The following is a 16,574-nucleotide window of genomic DNA, read 5'->3' as shown; positions in this document are numbered from 1 at the left end:
TGCAAAGTACTTTCGTACACCGCACGATGGCCCTGCATCCCGACGTGGGGGAGGGAGCAGAGCCCGCTGGCAGTTCGCTGCAAGCGGGCTTTTTTATTGCCTGTCGCCCAAGATGAATGCGCGGATTCCATTTTCGGTAGTGCCGGCCGCTGGCCGGCAACCCCAGCAACCTTCGGCGATATTGCAGCAAGCGGTCGCAGCCCTTCGCCGTTGGCAAAGAGATGCGACCCCGCGAGAATCAGTGCATGACCCTCGCCCCCGCCGAATTGCCCGCCACCCTGCAGCCCCTCGTCGACCGCGCGCTGGCGCGTCTGGCCCAGGCAGTGCCCGATCCCATCCCGGCCGAACTGCGGCCGATGCTGGTGCAGCTGGCCATCAGCAGCGACTTCGCCCTGGACACCCTGGTGCGCCAGCCCGGCCTGCTGGCGCAGCTGGCCGCGCCGGGCTGCCCGCCGCTGCCGGCGCCGGTGCTCGACCCGCTGCAGCCCAGCGACTGGCCGGCACAGCTGCGACGCTGGCGCACGGCGATGTCCACCCGCTTGATCTGGCGCGACCTGGCCGGGCTGGATGACGTGCCGCAGACTCTGGCGGGCGCCACCTCGCTGGCCGAGGACTGCCTGCGCTTGGCGCTGGACGCCCTGCAGCAGGAGTTCGCCCAGCGCCACGGGGTGATCACCGATGACCACGGCCAACCTCAGCAGCTGGTGGTGTTCGGGCTGGGCAAGCTGGGCGGTGGCGAGCTCAACTTCAGTTCCGATGTCGATCTGGTCTACGCCTACGTGCAGGGCGGTGAATCCGACGGTCCGCGCGCGTTGGCGGCCGAAGAGTATTTCGCCCGGCTCGGCCAGCGCCTGGCCAAACTGCTGGATGAAACCACCGTCGATGGCTTCAGCCATCGCGTCGACCTGCGCCTGCGCCCGTTCGGCAGCGCGGGCCGTGTCGCGCTGTCATTCGCTGCGATGGATCAGTACTTCCAGCGCGAAGGCCGTGACTGGGAGCGCTATGCCTGGTTGAAGGCGCGCGCGGTGGCGGGCGATATCGCCGCTGGCGAGGCCTGGCTGCAGACCCTGCGTCCGTTCGTGTACCGCCGCTACCTGGATTTCACCGCGCTCGACGGCCTGCGCGAGATGAAGGCGGCTATCACTGCAGAAGTCGCCCGGCGCGAGATGCACGACGACATCAAGCGCGGTGCCGGTGGCATCCGCGAGATCGAATTCCTATGCCAGGCGCTGCAGCTCATTCGCGGTGGCCGCGAGCCGGTGCTGCGTGAGCGGCGATTGCTGGTCGCGCTGGATGCGCTGGTCGCTGCCGGGCAGATCGCCCGCGATGATGGCGCGGCACTGCGCGAGGCCTATCTGTTCCTGCGCCGGCTGGAAAACCGCCTGCAGATGCTGCGCGATGCGCAGACCCATGTGCTGCCCAGCGATGCGCTGGATCGCCAGCGGATTGCCGTCGGCCTGGGCTATGCCGATTGGGATGCGCTGCGCGACGCACTGCGTGTGCAGCAGCAGCGCGTCAGTACCGAGTTCGGTGCGCTGCTGGCGCCACGCAAGGGCCAGGCAGCGCCGGATGCGCTGGCCAATTACTGGCGCAGCCTGCCCGAAGGCAGCAACGCGCCGCTGCTGGCCGAGGCCGGTTTCCTCGATGCCAATGGCGCCGATCAGTCACTGCGCGATTTCGCCCAGGGCACCGGTGTGAAGTCGCTGTCCGATGCCGCGCGTGCGCGACTGGACCGCGTACTGCCGGCACTGCTGCACGCGGCCACCCGTTCACCGCAGCCCGATGCCGCACTCAAGCGCGTGCTCGGCCTGCTGCAGGCGGTCCTGCGCCGCACCAGCTACCTGGCGCTGCTGGACGAACAGCCCAGCGCACTCGCGCGACTGGTCGACGTGCTGGCACGCAGCGCGCTGCTGGCCGAGCGCCTGGCCGCGTATCCGCTGCTGCTGGACGAACTGCTGGACGTACGCGTGTCCGGGCCGATGCCCGACGCCGACGGCATGCTGGCCGAATGCCGGCAGGTGCTGCCGGTGGAAGATCCCGAATCGCAGCTGCGCTGGCTCAATGAAACACGCCTGGCGTTGAGCTTCCGCATGGCCATGGCCACGCTGGATGGCCGCCAGGGCGCGGTCGACAGCACCCGGCAACTGGCCGAACTGGCGCAGGCGGTGGTCATCACCGTGTTGGCGATGGCCGAGGCCGATATGCACGCCGCGCACGGCGCTATCGCCGGCGGCCGCTTCGCGATGATTGGTTACGGCAGCCTGGGCGGCCTGGAGCTGGGTTTCGGCTCGGATCTGGACCTGGTGTTCCTGCACGATCACCCGCCGGGCGTGGAAGCCAGTGACGGCGCGCGCCCGCTGGAGCCGGGCCGCTGGTATGCGCGCCTGGCCCAGAAGGTGATGGCGCTGCTGGCTGCAGTCACCGCCGCCGGCCGCCTGTACGACATCGACGTGCGCCTGCGTCCGGATGGTGGCAAGGGCTCGCTGGTGTCTTCGCTGGCCAGCTACACCGAGTACCAGCGCGATCGCGCATGGACCTGGGAGCACCAGGCGCTGGTGCGCGCACGCGGCGTGGCCGGCGATGCCAGCCTGCTGCAGGATTTCGAACAGATACGTGCGCAGACCCTGGGCCGCGAACGTGATCGCGCAACACTGTATGCCGATGTGGTGAAGATGCGCGGGCGCATGCGCACCGAACTGGACCGCAGCGATGCCGCGCGGCTCGACCTGAAGCAGGGCGCGGGTGGCGTGGTCGACCTGGAATTCCTGCTGCAGACCGGCGTGCTGGCATGCAGTGCGCAACTCCCTGCATTGCTGCAGCCGCGTGCCACGCCTGCATTGATCGACGCGCTGGCGGCGGCGGAGTTCCTGCCCGAAGCCACCGCACAGGCGCTGCATGGCGCGCATGCCACGCTGCTGGAGGTCGGGCTGGCCTGCACGCTGGATCGCCGGCCGCGCTTGGCACCGACCACGCCGGCCATCGAAGAGGCGTGTGCGGCGATCCGCGCCGCGTGCATCGCCGCGGAGCTGCCGTTCGCCTGACCGCCTGCAATGGCGGTAGCAGCTTTGGGTAGGTGCCGACCTCTGGCACCCACCGGGTCAATGGCTCGGCGATGGCCTTCCATTGGTAGGTGCCGACCGTTGGTCGGCACAATCCCTCAGCTGCGATGAACCCTGAAGAAGCGTGCCGACCAACGGTCGGCACCCACCGGGTGAAGGGAGTGCGCCAACCAAGGTTGGCACCCACCGGTGAGGCAGTCAGCCCGCTGTACGCAGCGGCGCCATCTTCCACAGCAGCGCGCGGAACGGGGCCAGCAGGCACACGCCGATCGCCAGCTTCACTGCCAGGTCGCCCGCTGCCCAGCTCACCCACGGCAGGGTGGAACCGGCGAAGGCGATTGACCAGAAGATCGTGGTGTCCACCGTGGCGCTGCAGGTGGTGGCCACCATCGGTGCGCGCCACCAGCTGCCGCGGCGCAGGCGATCGAATACGGTGATGTCCAGCAACTGGGCCACGATGAAGGCCGAGCACGAGGCGATTGCAATGCGCGGCGTCGCCACCCACACCGACAGCAGCACCGCCACCGCAAACCCGGTCCACGCCACGCGGCGGGCCGGGCCCGGGCCGAAGCGGCGGTTGATCAGGTTGCTGACCAGAAAGGCCACCGGGTAGCTGAAAGCACCCCAGGTCAGCCAGTCATTGATCGGGTACTGCACCAGCACGTTGGACAGCAGCACCACCGCGCCCATGGCCAGCACCGCCAGCACCAGGGCGCGGGCGGTCAACGGGGCAAAAACAGGCGCAGGACGCACGGACATGGCGAGCCAAGGGACAAAGGGGATCGCCCATTATCCGCCCGGCCCGCCTCAAAGCCAAAAACGGCCGTTCAGTTTTACAGCTGCTCGCTCAGCGCGTCGCCGGCGGCATAGGCGGTCGGCACATAGGCCAGGGCCTTGCCGTCACTGTTCTTCACTGTCCAGCCGGCACCGGCATCGGTCGGGTCGAAGCGCACCTGCTGGCCCACCACGAAACCAGCCACCGGGTCTTCGCCTTCGATCGCCGGCCACTGCAGGGTGGCGGTCTGGTCGGCCTTGTCCGGCACCTGCAGCTGCACCTGGCGCTCGCCAGCGGCGGTGGTCGCCACCTGCTTCACTTCCATCGGCGGCAGCGGTACTGCCGGAGTGCGCTCGGCCACCCGGCTATTGCGCTCGCTGGCCTTGAACGGCGCCTTGGACAGCGCGGCCAGGCCCATCGAGGTGGCCAGCGGAACCGACACCACGATCAGCGAAGTGACCAGCACGCTGGCCTGGCCGCTGTTGATGTGCGGGGCGGCGCCAGCGTGCACGGTCGGCACCGTCAGGGCCGAGAGCAGCAGGGCGGCGGCGGGGGCGCGCAGGGAACGAAGCATGGTGACCTCCTGGTCAGGATGAAGGCAGCGGCTCAGCGCTGCGTATCGAAAATGTCGCGGGGGCCGGTGGCCTCGGGCAGGTATTCCAGCGGCCGGCCCTGGTTGTCGCTCACCCGCCAGCCGTTGCCCGATTCAGCAGGCTCGAAATTCACGGTCTGGCCCACGTTGAACTGCACGGCCGGGTCACCGGGGCGCTTGGGCCATTGCATGGACGCGGTGTTCTGCGGGTTGGCCGGGTCCTGCAGCAGCACCTCACGGCGACCATCGACGGTGGTGGAGATGGCGCTGACCTGCATCTGCGGCAGCGTCACCCGCGGGCCTTGGCCCGGAGGCATGCCGGCGACGGCGTTTTCCTTGGCGGCCATGGCGCGCGCCCGTTCCACCATCGGCGCGGACATCTCCAGGCTCGGCCCCTCGGGCACGCTGTTCTGGATGATGACGATGCGGCGCTCGGCATGTGCCGGCGCTGCAGACAACAGGCTGCCGCACAGAAGCACGGCCAACGCGGAAAACTGCAGGTTGCGCATCATCTTCTCCTTGCCAGGTCAGGGCGCAGCGGCGGCAGTGCCGGCCGTCGCATGCGCAATGGTCAGTTCCTGCTGCAGCTGGCTGCGCTGGTGCAGGAAGTCGAATACCGATTCCACCGTCACCACCGAGTAGTTGCCGGAAATGCGTTCGCTGGCCGGATGGTCTGTGGTGGTGGCGTTGGCCACGAACAAGCGCGCACCCACGCGCTTGCCCAGGCCGATATGCAGCACGCTGGGCTGGTACTTCTGCGCGCGCAGCCATTGCTGTGCCTGTTCGCGCTTGACGATGACCGGGCCCCCTTCGGCCTGCGCCATCGCTGCGGCCAGCACCTCCAGGATCCACTGGTTGGAATTCTGGAAGTCGGTGGCGAACGGATAGGCCACCACGTTGTAGTTCGATTCGTGCAGCGCCTTGGGCTGGATCGCCGGCGCTGCCAGCATCCGCTTCAGTGCAGCCTGCAACGCCGGGGGCGGCACGCCGATGCGCAGATCGGTATGAGTGCCGCTTTCACCGACGAAATTGCCCAGGCCCTCGCGGTACAGCTGCGAGCTGTCGGTCTTGCAGCGGTTGAGCAGGTGCATCGCGCGCCAGCGGCCGTCGTCCTCGCGCAGCAGGAAGGCCAGGTGGCTGTGGCGTAGGCCGTAGCGGCTCAGGTCCTGGCCGCCACGCGCGGCGATCACCACGTCCACGTCGGGCAGCGCGTCCAGGCGCTCGGCCGTGGTCCACGCCACATCGAACATCGCCGCCTGCGCGGCCACGCTGGGGTAGCGCTCGCGGCAGGTGCCGCTGTCGGCCCATGCCGGCACGGTGGGCAGCAGGCCCATCGACAGCAGCAGGGCGCAGCGCAGGCGATGCAGACGTTCCATGTATACCGCTCCAGACGCGGGCAGGCCCGCGCGCCGATCATACCCGCATCGCTGGAATCAGCGCTCCACGGGGGGAGGTAGTGCCGGCCGCTGGCCGGCATCCGCATGTACGTCGCCGAAGATCATGAGTTGCCGGCCAGCGGCCGGCACTACCGTGATGCCAGGCGCGCTTTGACCTCGGCGGCAATCCGCGTGGTTTCGCGCAGCGGTTCGATGCGGTCGTACTGCCAGTCCAGCCAACGCGGCTGCAGGCGCCCGCGCTCGCGCAGCTGCTGCTGGAAGCGCGCCAACCGTCCCTGTGCGGTATCGGCCAGGGCCGCCATCACCGGCATGCGGGTGGCGCTGGCCTCGGACAGCAGGTTCACCGAATCGGGCGACACCACCACCCGGTTGGCCCAGCCGAGCAGGCCGGCATAGGGGTTCACGCCATCGCCGCCATCACCCCAGATCACATGCGGCAGATCGGCGAACTTCGCGCGCAGGATCTCGGCCAGGGCCGGCGGCGTGCGCCGCGACGTCGTCGCCAGCAGGCTGCCGCCCTCGCTGCGGATCTGTTCGGCCAGTGCCTGGAACACATGCACCATCGCGGTTTCGTCCCACGGCGCCAGCGGCGTCGGGCCGCCCACCAGCAGCGCGGTGCGCGGGCCGGGCAGGGTGCTGAAGCTGGCGAACGCCGCGCGGCCCCAGGCCAGCCAGTCATCGTCCACCGGGTTCAGGCTGCCGATCAGGGTCAGCACGTTGCTGCCGCGCAGGGCGTCATGTTCGGGCACCACCACCACATCCCAGTGACGGGAACCGATGCGCGGGTCGAGGATCTGCACCACCTGGCTGCCGCGCGCACGCAGTACGCGCAGCGCGCCGGCGGCCTGGCGGCCACAGCCGATCGCCAGCGCGGGCGCATCGGCGGCGAGGGTTGCCAGGGCTTGGCCGTAGCCGTGCACATCACCGGGCAAGCGCTGCGGTGCCAGCCAGCGCCATGGCGCCCGGGGCTGCAGGATCAGGGGACGGTGGGTGCCTTGGCGCAGCGCCGAGGCCAGCGCGACCGCCTGCCGGACATTGCCGGCACGGCCGTCGGTGACCGTCCAAGGCGCGCTCGATCGTTTCACCATTGGCATTAATTCGTTTCAGCCCTGCTGGGTGTTGCAACAGTCGCGACACTCTACACTGCGGATCGACGTTTCGCCCCGCGCCGCCCGCGGGCACAGACCTTAGCCGCCCTGGAGATCCACCGATGTCCCACGCGCTCGACGCTGCTGCACTGGACCAGTTGTTCCGCACTGCCCGTACCCAGAACGCCTTCCTCGACAAGCCGGTCGAAGACGCCCAGCTGCACGCCCTGTACGACCTGCTGAAGTGGGGCCCGACCGCCGCCAACGGCAGCCCGGCACGCTTCGTGTTCGTGAAGTCGGCCGAAGCCAAGGCCAAGCTGGCCCCGGCCCTGTCCGAAGGCAACCACAACAAGACCCTGGCTGCCCCGGTCACCGTCATCGTGGCCTTCGACCAGGACTTCCACGAGAAGCTGCCGTACCTGTTCCCGCACACCGACGCCAAGGCCTGGTTCGACGGCCCGCGCGAAGGCCGCCATGAAGGCGCATTCCGCAACGGCAGCCTGCAGGGCGCCTACCTGATCCTGGCCGCACGCGCGCTGGGCCTGGATGCCGGCCCGATGTCCGGCTTCGACAACGCCAAGGTCGATGAAGCCTTCTTCGCCGGCACCAGCATCAAGTCGAATTTCCTGGTCAACCTGGGGTACGGTGACGATTCGGGCCTGTTCCCCCGTCTGCCGCGTCTGTCCTTCGACGAAGCGGCGCGCATCGCGTAAGTCGCTGTATCGGTTTCGGGCCCGCCCGCCGTGGCGGGCCATTGCTGCACTGTGTTCCCACCCTACGATCCGGAGAGTTCCTGAGATGAGCGCCACCCGTAAACTGCTGCTGCCGCTGGCCCTGACCCTGGCCATCGCCGCCTGCTCCAAGCCGGCCGACACCGCCGCCCCGGCGGCCGATGCTGCTGCCCCGGCCGCCACCGAGCAGGCTGCCACCACCCCGGCTGCCGATGCCGCTGCTGCCGCCCCGGCCGCTGCCGCCATCACCATCGCCTCGGGCACCTACAAGCTCGACCCGACCCACACCGACGTGCTGGCGCAGTGGAGCCACTTCGGCTTCTCCAACCCGAGCGCACACTTCGGCAACGCCGAAGGCACCCTGGTGTACGACGCCACCGACGTCACCAAGTCCACCGTGGAAGTGAAGCTGCCGCTGAGCGGTCTGAACAGCTTCACCGCCAAGTTCGACGAGCACCTGAAGAGCGCCGATTTCTTCGACGCTGCCAAGTTCCCGGCTGCCAGCTTCAAGAGCACCAAGGTTGAATCGGCCGGCACCAACAAGCTGACCGTCACCGGCGACCTGACCATCAAGGACATCACCAAGCCGGTGACCCTGGACGTCACCGTCAACGGCGGCGGCGAGCACCCGATGGCCAAGGTTCCGGCCGCCGGCTTCGATGCCACCACCACGATCAAGCGCAGCGATTTCGGCGTCGGCGCCTACGCCCCGAACGTCAGCGATGAAGTGAAGATCCGCATCACCACCGAAGCCACCGGCGAGAAGCCGGCGGCTTGATCCCTCCCGCTCACTCGTCGTGAGAAGGCAGAAGGCCCGCTGAAAAGCGGGCCTTCTTTTTTGGCAGCGTTCTGGACGGGTCGCTCGATTGCCTGATTGGCCGATTGCCGAATCAATTGGTGGCCCGATCGTCTGGTAGTGCCGGCCGCTGGCCGGCAACTGCATGCATCCAACTACACCGAGGTTGCCGGCCAGCGGCCGGCACTACCCGGTAGGTGCCAACCTCGGTTGGCGCACGAGCACTCCGCAGGCCAACCAAGGTTGGCCACTACCGGGTACACGCGCTCAGCGCAGCGTACCCAGCCACGCCGCCGACGCTTCGCTCGGGCTCTGCTTGGCCTTCACCGCCAACCCGCTCACGCGCACGAATGTCTGCGCCGCCTGCGCCACTACCTGGCGGGCGATCAGCGCGGCCTGCTTGGTCGTTGCCTGCTGCTTGCGCAGCTGCACGATATGCACCGACGGGCGACCCACCGGCGCGTACTTCTGGTCGCGGCGCAGGATATCGGCCACCTGTGCCACTTCGTGTTCGGCCTGCAGGTAGCGGTGCTGTGCCTCGACCAGCTCACGCAGCGGTACGCGCGCCGCAGCCGGGTCGGCAAAGGCGGACAGCGCTGCATCGCAGGCGGCATCATCAGTGAAGCGGGAACGCAGCGTGTCCACGCTGGCCAGGGTCAGTTTGGCCATGTGGGCCTCGTTGCTGCAGGAAAGGAGTGCGATTGTCGCATTGCTTGCCGGGTCGTGCCGGCCGCTGGCGGGCGACTGCAGGGGGGCGTGCGGACCAACGGTCCGCACCCACCGGCTGTCCGAGGGGCCGCACCCACCTGCTGGCCGACGGTCCGCACCCACCGGCTGTCCGAGGGTCTGCACCTGCCGGCGGCAGAGAGCAGCCGGGCATCGGGTCGCGGTTACCATGGCGGCCGCACTGAACCACGGAAGGCAACACCATGCAGGAAGCGCAGTACTGGCTTGGCGAATTCTGGACCGGCCTGAGCGTGCTCGATCTGATCTGCGGCAGCGTGCTGGGCACGCTGTTGGGGCTGGTGCTGGGTATCTTCGCCTGGCGCGGGCTGCATCGACGCGGTTGGCTGCGGCGGCAGCGGCGTTGGCACCACGGGCTGCTGGCCTCGTATGTGGTGCTGCTGCCGTTGCTGGTCGCGTTCTTCGGCCTGCAACTGGGCTTCACCGCCGGCGCGCATCGCGCGCTGTTCAAGCAACTGGACCACTTCCAGCCGCACCTGCAGACGATGGTGGAAGGGTGGAGCAGTGGCTTCACCGCCTCGCTGGAAGACGAACGCATGCGTGCCGCGCTGCAGAGCCAGGGCACGGTGGGTGACGTTGCCGATTCGCTTGCTGCGATCTACCTGCACGAGCATCCGCTGCCCGGCGTGGATCGTCTGGGTAACGGCCCGATGGCGCGCGGCGTGGGCTGGGTGATCGGCAAGGTGCGCGCCGGGTTGCTGCGCGCGATGGTGGAAGACACGCTGATCGACAAGGCCGGCACTGTGGGCCTGGAGCCGAAGATGGTGCGTGAGGCGCTGACCATGCGCATGGATGAGCTGCTGCATACGCGCGGCGTGCTGCGGCTGGTGAAGGCGCAGATCAACGGCATGATGCCGGGTGTGTACCTGGGGTTGCTGCTGCCGCTGGCGATCATTGCGCTGCTGCTGGCGCTGGAGATCTGGGCCGCGCATCGGTTCGGCTGGAAGGGTGGTGCTGCGCCCCGGCTGGTAGTGCCGGCCGCTGGCCGGCAATTGCAGGATGCTGCCGAAGAGTCATGAGGTTGCCGGCCAGCGGCCGGCACTACCCGTAGAAGAGCGTGCGGACCAACGGTCCGCACCTACCGTTTTGCGGTCAATCGCCGTCCTGTTCGTCCGGGTGCGCCTTCCAGTAACCGGTCGAGCGGATCCAGTCGCGCGGCACGCCCAGGTGGCCTTCGATGAACTTGCGCATCATCCGCGCGCGGCGCGATTCGGTGGCGATCCAGTAGAACGTATCGCCCTCGGGCACCTCGAAGTCGGTCAGCATGTCTTCCAGCAGCGTGCTGCTGGCGGCCGGGAAGCCGTTGCGCTCCAGCCAGTGGATGCGCACGTTCTCGTACTGCGGTAGATCCTGGCGCTCGTCCTCGTCTGCCACCTCGATGTACGCCTGCACCTGCGCACCTTCGGGCAGCACGTCCAGCCAGCGGGCGATGGCCGGCAGCGCGGTCTCATCGCCAATCAGCACGTAGGCGTCATAGCTGTCGGCCACCACGAACGAGCCGCGTGGGCCGCCGATCACCAGCGTGTCGCCGGCCTGTGCGCGCTCGGCCCACGGCCCGGCAATGCCCTGGTCGTGCAGCACGAAGTCGATGGCCAGCTCACCGGTTTCGTGGTCCCACCAGCGCGGGGTGTAGTCGCGTGCCGGCGAAGGCTGCTTGCCCTCGGGGTAGCTGCGGCCCTCGGCAGTCAGCACCGGCAGCACCGTCTCGCCGCTGGCGTTGGGGAAGAACAGCTTGATGTGGTCGTCGGCGCCGGGCGAATCGAAGCCGGCCAGGTCGTCGCCGCCCAGCACGATGCGGCGCATGTGCGGGGTGACGGTCTCGGTGCGCAGCACCGTCAGTTCACGGAAGCGCACATCCAGGCGCAGGCGCGAGTTGTGATGTTCGGTCATGGGGGTACCTGTTGGAAGGTCGCGCGGGGGCGCGCGGCATGGGGGAGACCTGGCTGGAATCAGTCTGGCTGGGTCGTTGAGAAGGGAGAAGGCGCGTTGTCGCCCAGGCCGTTGATCAGCGCCGAGGCACGCGACAGCAGCGCCGCCACCTGCTCGGCTTCGCCGTCGGCCCAGCGCCCGTGGTGGTGCACCAGCGCCCGCTTGAACTCGCGCAGTGCAGCGGCCAGCGGCGCCGGCAGCGAGGCCTTGGTGATCTCGCGGGCGCGGTCGAACGCGCGCCGCTGCGCCAATCGCACCTGGGTGCGCTGCACCTTCAGTTCGAACTCGCCAGCGGTGGTGATGCGGAACACACGGCGGCCGTCCACCTCTTCCGACGCCACCCAGCCGGCCTGCTCGAAGCTGGCCAGCAGCGGGTACATGGTGCCGGCGCTGGGGGTATAGGCCTGCATGAACATGGTGCTGATGTGCTGCATCAGCTCGTAGCCGTGGCGCGGCTGCTCGCCGATCAGCGCCAGCACCAACAGGCGCAGGTCGCCACGGCTGAGCACGCGCGGCTGGCCGTTTCGGCGGGGTACCGCGGCATCGTCGGTGCGGCTGCGAGGGGAGGGGGATCGGCCCATTTCGATATATCGGTAACGTGTATCGCAAACGATATATCGATAGGCCAAGCGCGGCAAGCTGGATTCCGGCCACAACGCTTGCCGGATCGGGCCACGCAGCCAGGCGGCGCAAGGGCTCAGGGGGAAAGATGCGTGCGGCGCAAGCCACCGTTGCGCGGCCTGACATCCGTATCGGGCCACGCAACGGCACTGCGGGTTTCCGCCCCGGGCAGGGGCGCAGCAGACGAGCGGCGAACCGCGGGAAGGGGCCTGCTCGCGGCCAACCGTGCGCAGCTGCCTCGTCTGCGTCGAGAGGCGCGCGCGACACGTTGTCGCGGGTTCAGCGGCGCCCCGTCAGACAACGCCGACATGGCGCCCGCCTTGCCCCACAACGGTCATCCATGGCGGTAACACTGCGTCCTGCGCATGGGCGCAGCAGGCCGCAAGCGACAGCTGGCGCAGCCCTTGCAGGCAGCCACAGCGGCCTGCCGCAGCGCGTTGTCAGCGCTTTGTCCCGCCGGTGGACGTCCCGGGACAGGCCTTGCAGACATGGGTAGCCTGCATCCATACGCCAGCGTAGCCAAGTGACGAAAGCCCTTGGTGCGCTACACTTTGCGGTCTAGAAATCTATCAACAGTCGCGCGCGTGCGTGCGGTAATGGGAGCGCTAATGAACTGGTTGAACGAGGTGCTGAACAACGACCCGAATCCTGTGGAAACCCAGGAGTGGATCGAGTCGTTGAAGGCCGTTATTGATGTCGAGGGCCCCGAGCGCGCGCATCAGCTGCTGGAAGGCATGGTGGAACTGACCCGTCGTTCGGGTGCCTATCTGCCGTTCTCTCCCACTACCGAATACGTCAACACCATCGAGCCGCAGCTGGAGGCCAAGAGCCCGGGCAACGCCGAACTGGAATGGCGCATCCGTTCGATCATCCGCTGGAACGCGATGGCCACCGTGGTGCGCGCCAACCGCAAGCCGGGTGACCTGGGCGGCCACATCGCCTCGTTCGCTTCCGGCGCAACGCTGTACGACGTGGGCTTCAACCACTTCTGGCGCGCCCCGAGCGAAAACCATCCGGGCGACCTGCTGTTCATCCAGGGCCACAGCGCCCCGGGCATCTACGCGCGTTCCTTCCTGGAAGGCCGCATCAGCGAAGAGCAGCTGGACAAGTTCCGCATGGAAGTGGACGGCGGCGGCCTGTCGTCGTACCCGCACCCGTGGCTGATGCCGGAGTACTGGCAGACCCCGACCGTGTCGATGGGCCTGGGCCCGCTGGCCGCCATCTACCAGGCGCAGTTCATGCGCTACCTGGAAAACCGTGGCCTGATCGAGAAGTCCGACCGCAAGGTGTGGTGCTTCATCGGCGACGGCGAGAGCGACGAGCCGGAAACCCTGGGTGCCATCGCACTGGCCGGCCGTGAAGGCCTGGACAACCTGATCTTCGTGGTGAACTGCAACCTGCAGCGCCTGGACGGCCCGGTGCGCGGCAACGGCAAGATCATCCAGGAACTGGAAGGCGTGTTCCGTGGCGGCGGCTGGAATGTCATCAAGCTGCTGTGGGGCGGTTATTGGGATGCTCTGCTGGCCAAGGACACCAATGGCGTCCTGAAGAAGCTGATGATGGAAACCGTCGACGGCGAATACCAGAACTGCAAGGCCTTCGGCGGCGCGTATACCCGCGAGCATTTCTTCGGCAAGTATCCGGAAACTGCTGCGATGGTGGCCGGTCTTTCCGACGACGACATCTGGCGCCTGAACCGTGGCGGCCACGACCCGCACAAGGTGTACGCCGCCTACCACCAGGCCGTGAACACCAAGGGCATGCCGACCGTCATCCTGGCCAAGACCGTGAAGGGTTACGGCATGGGCAGCGCCGGTGAGGCACTGAACCCGACCCACCAGACCAAGAAGCTGGACGACGAAGCGGTGCGCCACTTCCGCGACCGCTTCAACATTCCGGTGACCGACGCGCAGCTGGCCGATGGCCAGGTGCCGTTCTACCACCCGGGCCCGGATTCGCCGGAAGTGCAGTACCTGCAGGAACGCCGTGCCTCGCTGGGCGGTTACCTGCCGCAGCGACGCCGCAAGGCCGAAAAGAGCTTCAATGCGCCGAAGCTGGAAAGCTACGAGCGCCTGCTCAAGAGCAGCGGCGAGCGCAGCTACTCCACCACCATGGCCTTCGTGCAGAGCCTGAACATCACCCTGCGCGACAAGGAACTGGGCCCGCACATCGTGCCGATCGTGGCCGACGAAGCCCGTACCTTCGGCATGGAGGGCCTGTTCCGCCAGATCGGCATCTACGCCCCGTTCGGCCAGAAGTACAAGCCGGTCGACGCCGACCAGCTGATGTTCTACCGCGAAGACCAGAGCGGCCAGGTGCTGCAGCAGGGCATCAGCGAGCCGGGTGCGATCAGCTCGTGGATGGCCGCCGGTACCAGCTACTCGGTCAGCAACGTGCCGATGCTGCCGTTCTACATCTACTACTCGATGTTCGGCTTCCAGCGCGTGGGCGACATCGCCTGGCAGGCCGCCGACATGCGTACCCGCGGCTTCCTGCTGGGTGGTACCGCCGGCCGCACCACGCTGAACGGTGAAGGCCTGCAGCACGAAGATGGCTTCAGCCATCTGGTGGCCGGTGGCATTCCGAACGTGCGCAGCTACGACCCGACCTTCGGCTTCGAAGTGACGGTGATCCTGCAGCACGGCACCAAGGCCATGATGGAAGATCAGATTGACGAGTACTACTACGTCACCCTGATGAACGAGAACTACACCCACCCGGAAATGCCGGAAGGCGCGGCCGAAGGCATCGTCAAGGGCATGTACCTGCTGACCGACGCCGGCAAGCCGAAGAAGGGCGAGCTGCGCGTGCAGCTGCTGGGTTCGGGCACCATCCTGCGCGAAGCCATTGCCGCGGCCGAGCTGCTGGACAAGGACTTCGGCGTGACCGCCGACATCTGGAGCTGCCCGAGCTTCAACGAACTGCGTCGCGATGGTTTCGACGTGGAGCGTGCCAACCGTCTGCATCCGGAAGGTGAGCAGCGCAAGGCCTACGTGACCGAGCTGCTGGAAGGTCGCCAGGGCCCGGCGATTGCCGCCACCGACTACGTGCGTGCGTATGCGGACCAGATCCGCGCGTTCGTGCCGATGAGCTACACGGTGCTGGGCACCGATGGTTTCGGCCGTTCGGATACGCGTGCGAACCTGCGTCGGTTCTTCGAGGTTGACCGGTACTACATCGCGCATGCCGCGATTGCGGCGCTGGCGAAGGACGGGAAGATGACCGCAAAGGACGTGGCCCGGGCGATCAAGCAGTACAAGATTGATCCGGAGAAGGCTAACCCTGTTGGGGTTTGAAAAAAAGGGGGGGCATAGTCCCCCCTTTTTTCGTTGTGACGCTGGGAATGCGTGTAAAACTATTGTGAACTAGTTCAAGGATTGAAGACGTGAGCAAGCAGCTTGCAGAGATAGCCTACGACCTACATTCTGGGTTGGCGACAAGCCTCATTCCTGAGTTTGACGATTTGCGGCTAATCGGTATGGCTGGGACGTTGGCTATACACATAAAGGGCTTGGGAGAAATCGAATACGAGGTGATGCGGAAGGTTTCCGATCATCTCATGGGTATACCTTCCCTAGCTTTGGAGCGAGTCTTAAGGATTCTCGAAGAAGTAGGGTTTGTAAAGCTTGTCCAGAACGGGAAAAGAATTTCCAGTGTTATTCCCAACATTCCAGTTTTTGATGATGTCTACCTAGGAATAGGGCAGTACGCTGCTAGTGAGTGTGTCTTGAATGAGCACGAGCAGGCAACAATTCATATATTGGGAAGGTTGCAGAATGAGCCAATCAACAAGGATGCGCTCATTAACTCGCTTGGTGCCGAAAAATCGGTCATCGATCGCTGTCTAGTGGTCGGAAAAACGAGTGGAATCGTTAGCGAGCATCGAGCGCGGGGGCGCGACATCCTGATTAGTCCATTCTATTTCTCGGATAATTTGGATGGATTGGCTGATGCTGCTGTCGCCTGCGGCGCCGGATCAATTAAAAGTGCGCTTGATAAGGTTAAATCAAATCAAGGCTGGCCGCTCTCCGTAGTGCGCGCTTCGGGGGAGATCGGTGGGTCTAAGCTTACTCAAACTGAGCGAGTACTTGTCGATAAAATGGCGGGCGAAGGCATAATTAGGCCTCCAACCATAAAATTTGGTGTGAAAAGTGAGTCCTTTCTATTCACGCCAAGGCCCGGCGCTACTCGCTTGAATGCATCAAACAGAGAGGTTTATGAGCGTGCCATGGCCCTTATCTCGGCAGTTAGAAAAGGGCAGCTCCTGGCGGATCGATTTAAGATTCACTCCCCAGTCCGCATTCTCGAGGTTTTGCGAGATAAGGGTTTCGTAGGCTCCAATTCGGAGGCTCGTCACCAGTACCAAAATCTGGTGGTTCTTAAGGTGGCGTATTTAAAGCAGACTGCACAAAATATGTGGCAGTTGTGCCTTAATAAAACCCCGGAAAATGATGCTGCATTGAATCTGGCCATATCGCTTCTCCGGACGGGTCAGCTTGCGGATATGGAGGTAAATAACGATGCAAGGATTGCTCTCGGCAAGGGTGAAGAGTACATTCAGTCTCTCATTTCCGCGTCGGAAATAAAGAAAAGGCAGTTGCAAGTTGCTGATCCGCAGGCAACGTATGAATTTGAACAGCTTCTGCTAAAGTTGAGTTAATTAATGGGAAATCTAGATAAGGATAGGTTTCAAAAGGAGCTGGCAATAAAATATTGCCTTGCTAGGGGGATGATTCCATTTCCCGAAGTGCTCGTTCCTAGCTTCTCGGATATAAGTGATTCGCTTGAAGTTCTCACCGATTTGGACGTTCTTGGTCTGGAGTTCATAAGCGATGGTGACCT

At 65.9% G+C, this 16,574-nt stretch carries 14 protein-coding genes; 6 read left to right on the top strand and 8 right to left on the bottom strand.

The window, feature by feature from the left end; translation table 11 throughout:
* Window positions 1–245 precede the first annotated feature (245 nt).
* The gene (glnE, locus tag K5K93_RS10715) at window positions 246–3,041 is read left to right on the top strand and encodes a bifunctional [glutamate--ammonia ligase]-adenylyl-L-tyrosine phosphorylase/[glutamate--ammonia-ligase] adenylyltransferase (protein ID WP_222387870.1); all 2,796 of its coding nucleotides are present in this window, start codon (window positions 246–248) and stop codon (window positions 3,039–3,041) included.
* Between the two features lie 216 nt (window positions 3,042–3,257).
* Here glnE and K5K93_RS10710 read toward each other — a convergent pair whose 3' ends face one another.
* From K5K93_RS10710 to K5K93_RS10690, 5 genes are all read right to left on the bottom strand, one after another.
* Window positions 3,258–3,818: a queuosine precursor transporter gene (locus K5K93_RS10710; protein ID WP_222387869.1), complete on the bottom strand. Its 561-nt coding sequence runs from the start codon at window positions 3,816–3,818 to the stop codon at window positions 3,258–3,260.
* Between the two features lie 74 nt (window positions 3,819–3,892).
* On the bottom strand, window positions 3,893–4,408 hold the full coding sequence (locus K5K93_RS10705) for a hypothetical protein (protein ID WP_222387868.1): 516 nt from the start codon (window positions 4,406–4,408) through the stop codon (window positions 3,893–3,895).
* Between the two features lie 32 nt (window positions 4,409–4,440).
* A complete protein-coding gene (locus K5K93_RS10700; protein ID WP_032975599.1) occupies window positions 4,441–4,935 on the bottom strand; it encodes a hypothetical protein in 495 nt (164 codons plus the stop codon).
* Window positions 4,936–4,953: 18 nt separating this feature from the next.
* Window positions 4,954–5,802: a DUF2145 domain-containing protein gene (locus K5K93_RS10695; RefSeq protein WP_093820976.1), complete on the bottom strand. Its 849-nt coding sequence runs from the start codon at window positions 5,800–5,802 to the stop codon at window positions 4,954–4,956.
* A gap of 149 nt (window positions 5,803–5,951) precedes the next feature.
* Complete coding sequence (locus K5K93_RS10690) at window positions 5,952–6,911, bottom strand: mitochondrial fission ELM1 family protein (RefSeq protein ID WP_222387867.1); 960 nt, start codon at window positions 6,909–6,911, stop codon at window positions 5,952–5,954.
* 122 nt (window positions 6,912–7,033) lie between these two features.
* On the opposite strand from K5K93_RS10690, the gene K5K93_RS10685 reads away from it, so the two are divergent.
* Together K5K93_RS10685 and K5K93_RS10680 are read left to right on the top strand one after the other, a co-directional pair.
* Complete coding sequence (locus tag K5K93_RS10685; RefSeq protein WP_025878215.1) at window positions 7,034–7,624, top strand: malonic semialdehyde reductase; 591 nt, start codon at window positions 7,034–7,036, stop codon at window positions 7,622–7,624.
* Window positions 7,625–7,709: 85 nt separating this feature from the next.
* Entirely contained in the window at window positions 7,710–8,420 is a 711-nt protein-coding gene (locus K5K93_RS10680; protein WP_025878214.1) for a YceI family protein, read from the top strand.
* 285 nt (window positions 8,421–8,705) lie between these two features.
* Here K5K93_RS10680 and K5K93_RS10675 read toward each other — a convergent pair whose 3' ends face one another.
* Window positions 8,706–9,107: a hypothetical protein gene (locus K5K93_RS10675; RefSeq protein ID WP_222387866.1), complete on the bottom strand. Its 402-nt coding sequence runs from the start codon at window positions 9,105–9,107 to the stop codon at window positions 8,706–8,708.
* A gap of 260 nt (window positions 9,108–9,367) precedes the next feature.
* Here K5K93_RS10675 and K5K93_RS10670 point away from each other — a divergent pair, with 260 nt between their 5' ends.
* The gene (locus K5K93_RS10670; protein ID WP_222387865.1) at window positions 9,368–10,201 is read left to right on the top strand and encodes a hypothetical protein; all 834 of its coding nucleotides are present in this window, start codon (window positions 9,368–9,370) and stop codon (window positions 10,199–10,201) included.
* Between the two features lie 73 nt (window positions 10,202–10,274).
* On the opposite strand, the gene K5K93_RS10665 is transcribed toward K5K93_RS10670, so the two are convergent.
* Together K5K93_RS10665 and K5K93_RS10660 are read right to left on the bottom strand one after the other, a co-directional pair.
* Window positions 10,275–11,072 (bottom strand): siderophore-interacting protein, encoded by a 798-nt coding sequence (locus K5K93_RS10665; RefSeq protein ID WP_222387864.1) that lies wholly within the window; start codon window positions 11,070–11,072, stop codon window positions 10,275–10,277.
* 59 nt (window positions 11,073–11,131) lie between these two features.
* Window positions 11,132–11,692 carry a PadR family transcriptional regulator gene (locus tag K5K93_RS10660; protein ID WP_222387863.1) on the bottom strand — a complete coding sequence of 187 codons (561 nt, stop codon included), beginning with the start codon at window positions 11,690–11,692 and terminating at the stop codon, window positions 11,132–11,134.
* 648 nt (window positions 11,693–12,340) lie between these two features.
* On the opposite strand from K5K93_RS10660, the gene aceE reads away from it, so the two are divergent.
* Both aceE and K5K93_RS10650 read left to right on the top strand, forming a co-directional pair.
* Entirely contained in the window at window positions 12,341–15,028 is a 2,688-nt protein-coding gene (aceE, locus tag K5K93_RS10655) for a pyruvate dehydrogenase (acetyl-transferring), homodimeric type (protein WP_032975588.1), read from the top strand.
* Window positions 15,029–15,117: 89 nt separating this feature from the next.
* A complete protein-coding gene (locus tag K5K93_RS10650; RefSeq protein ID WP_222387862.1) occupies window positions 15,118–16,392 on the top strand; it encodes a hypothetical protein in 1,275 nt (424 codons plus the stop codon).
* Window positions 16,393–16,574 lie beyond the last annotated feature (182 nt).

It is taken from the genome of Stenotrophomonas sp. DR822, assembly GCF_019793815.1.
In the GTDB taxonomy this organism is placed as follows: Bacteria; Pseudomonadota; Gammaproteobacteria; order Xanthomonadales; family Xanthomonadaceae; genus Stenotrophomonas; species Stenotrophomonas indicatrix.
This window is presented reverse-complemented; position numbering and strand designations above follow the sequence as displayed.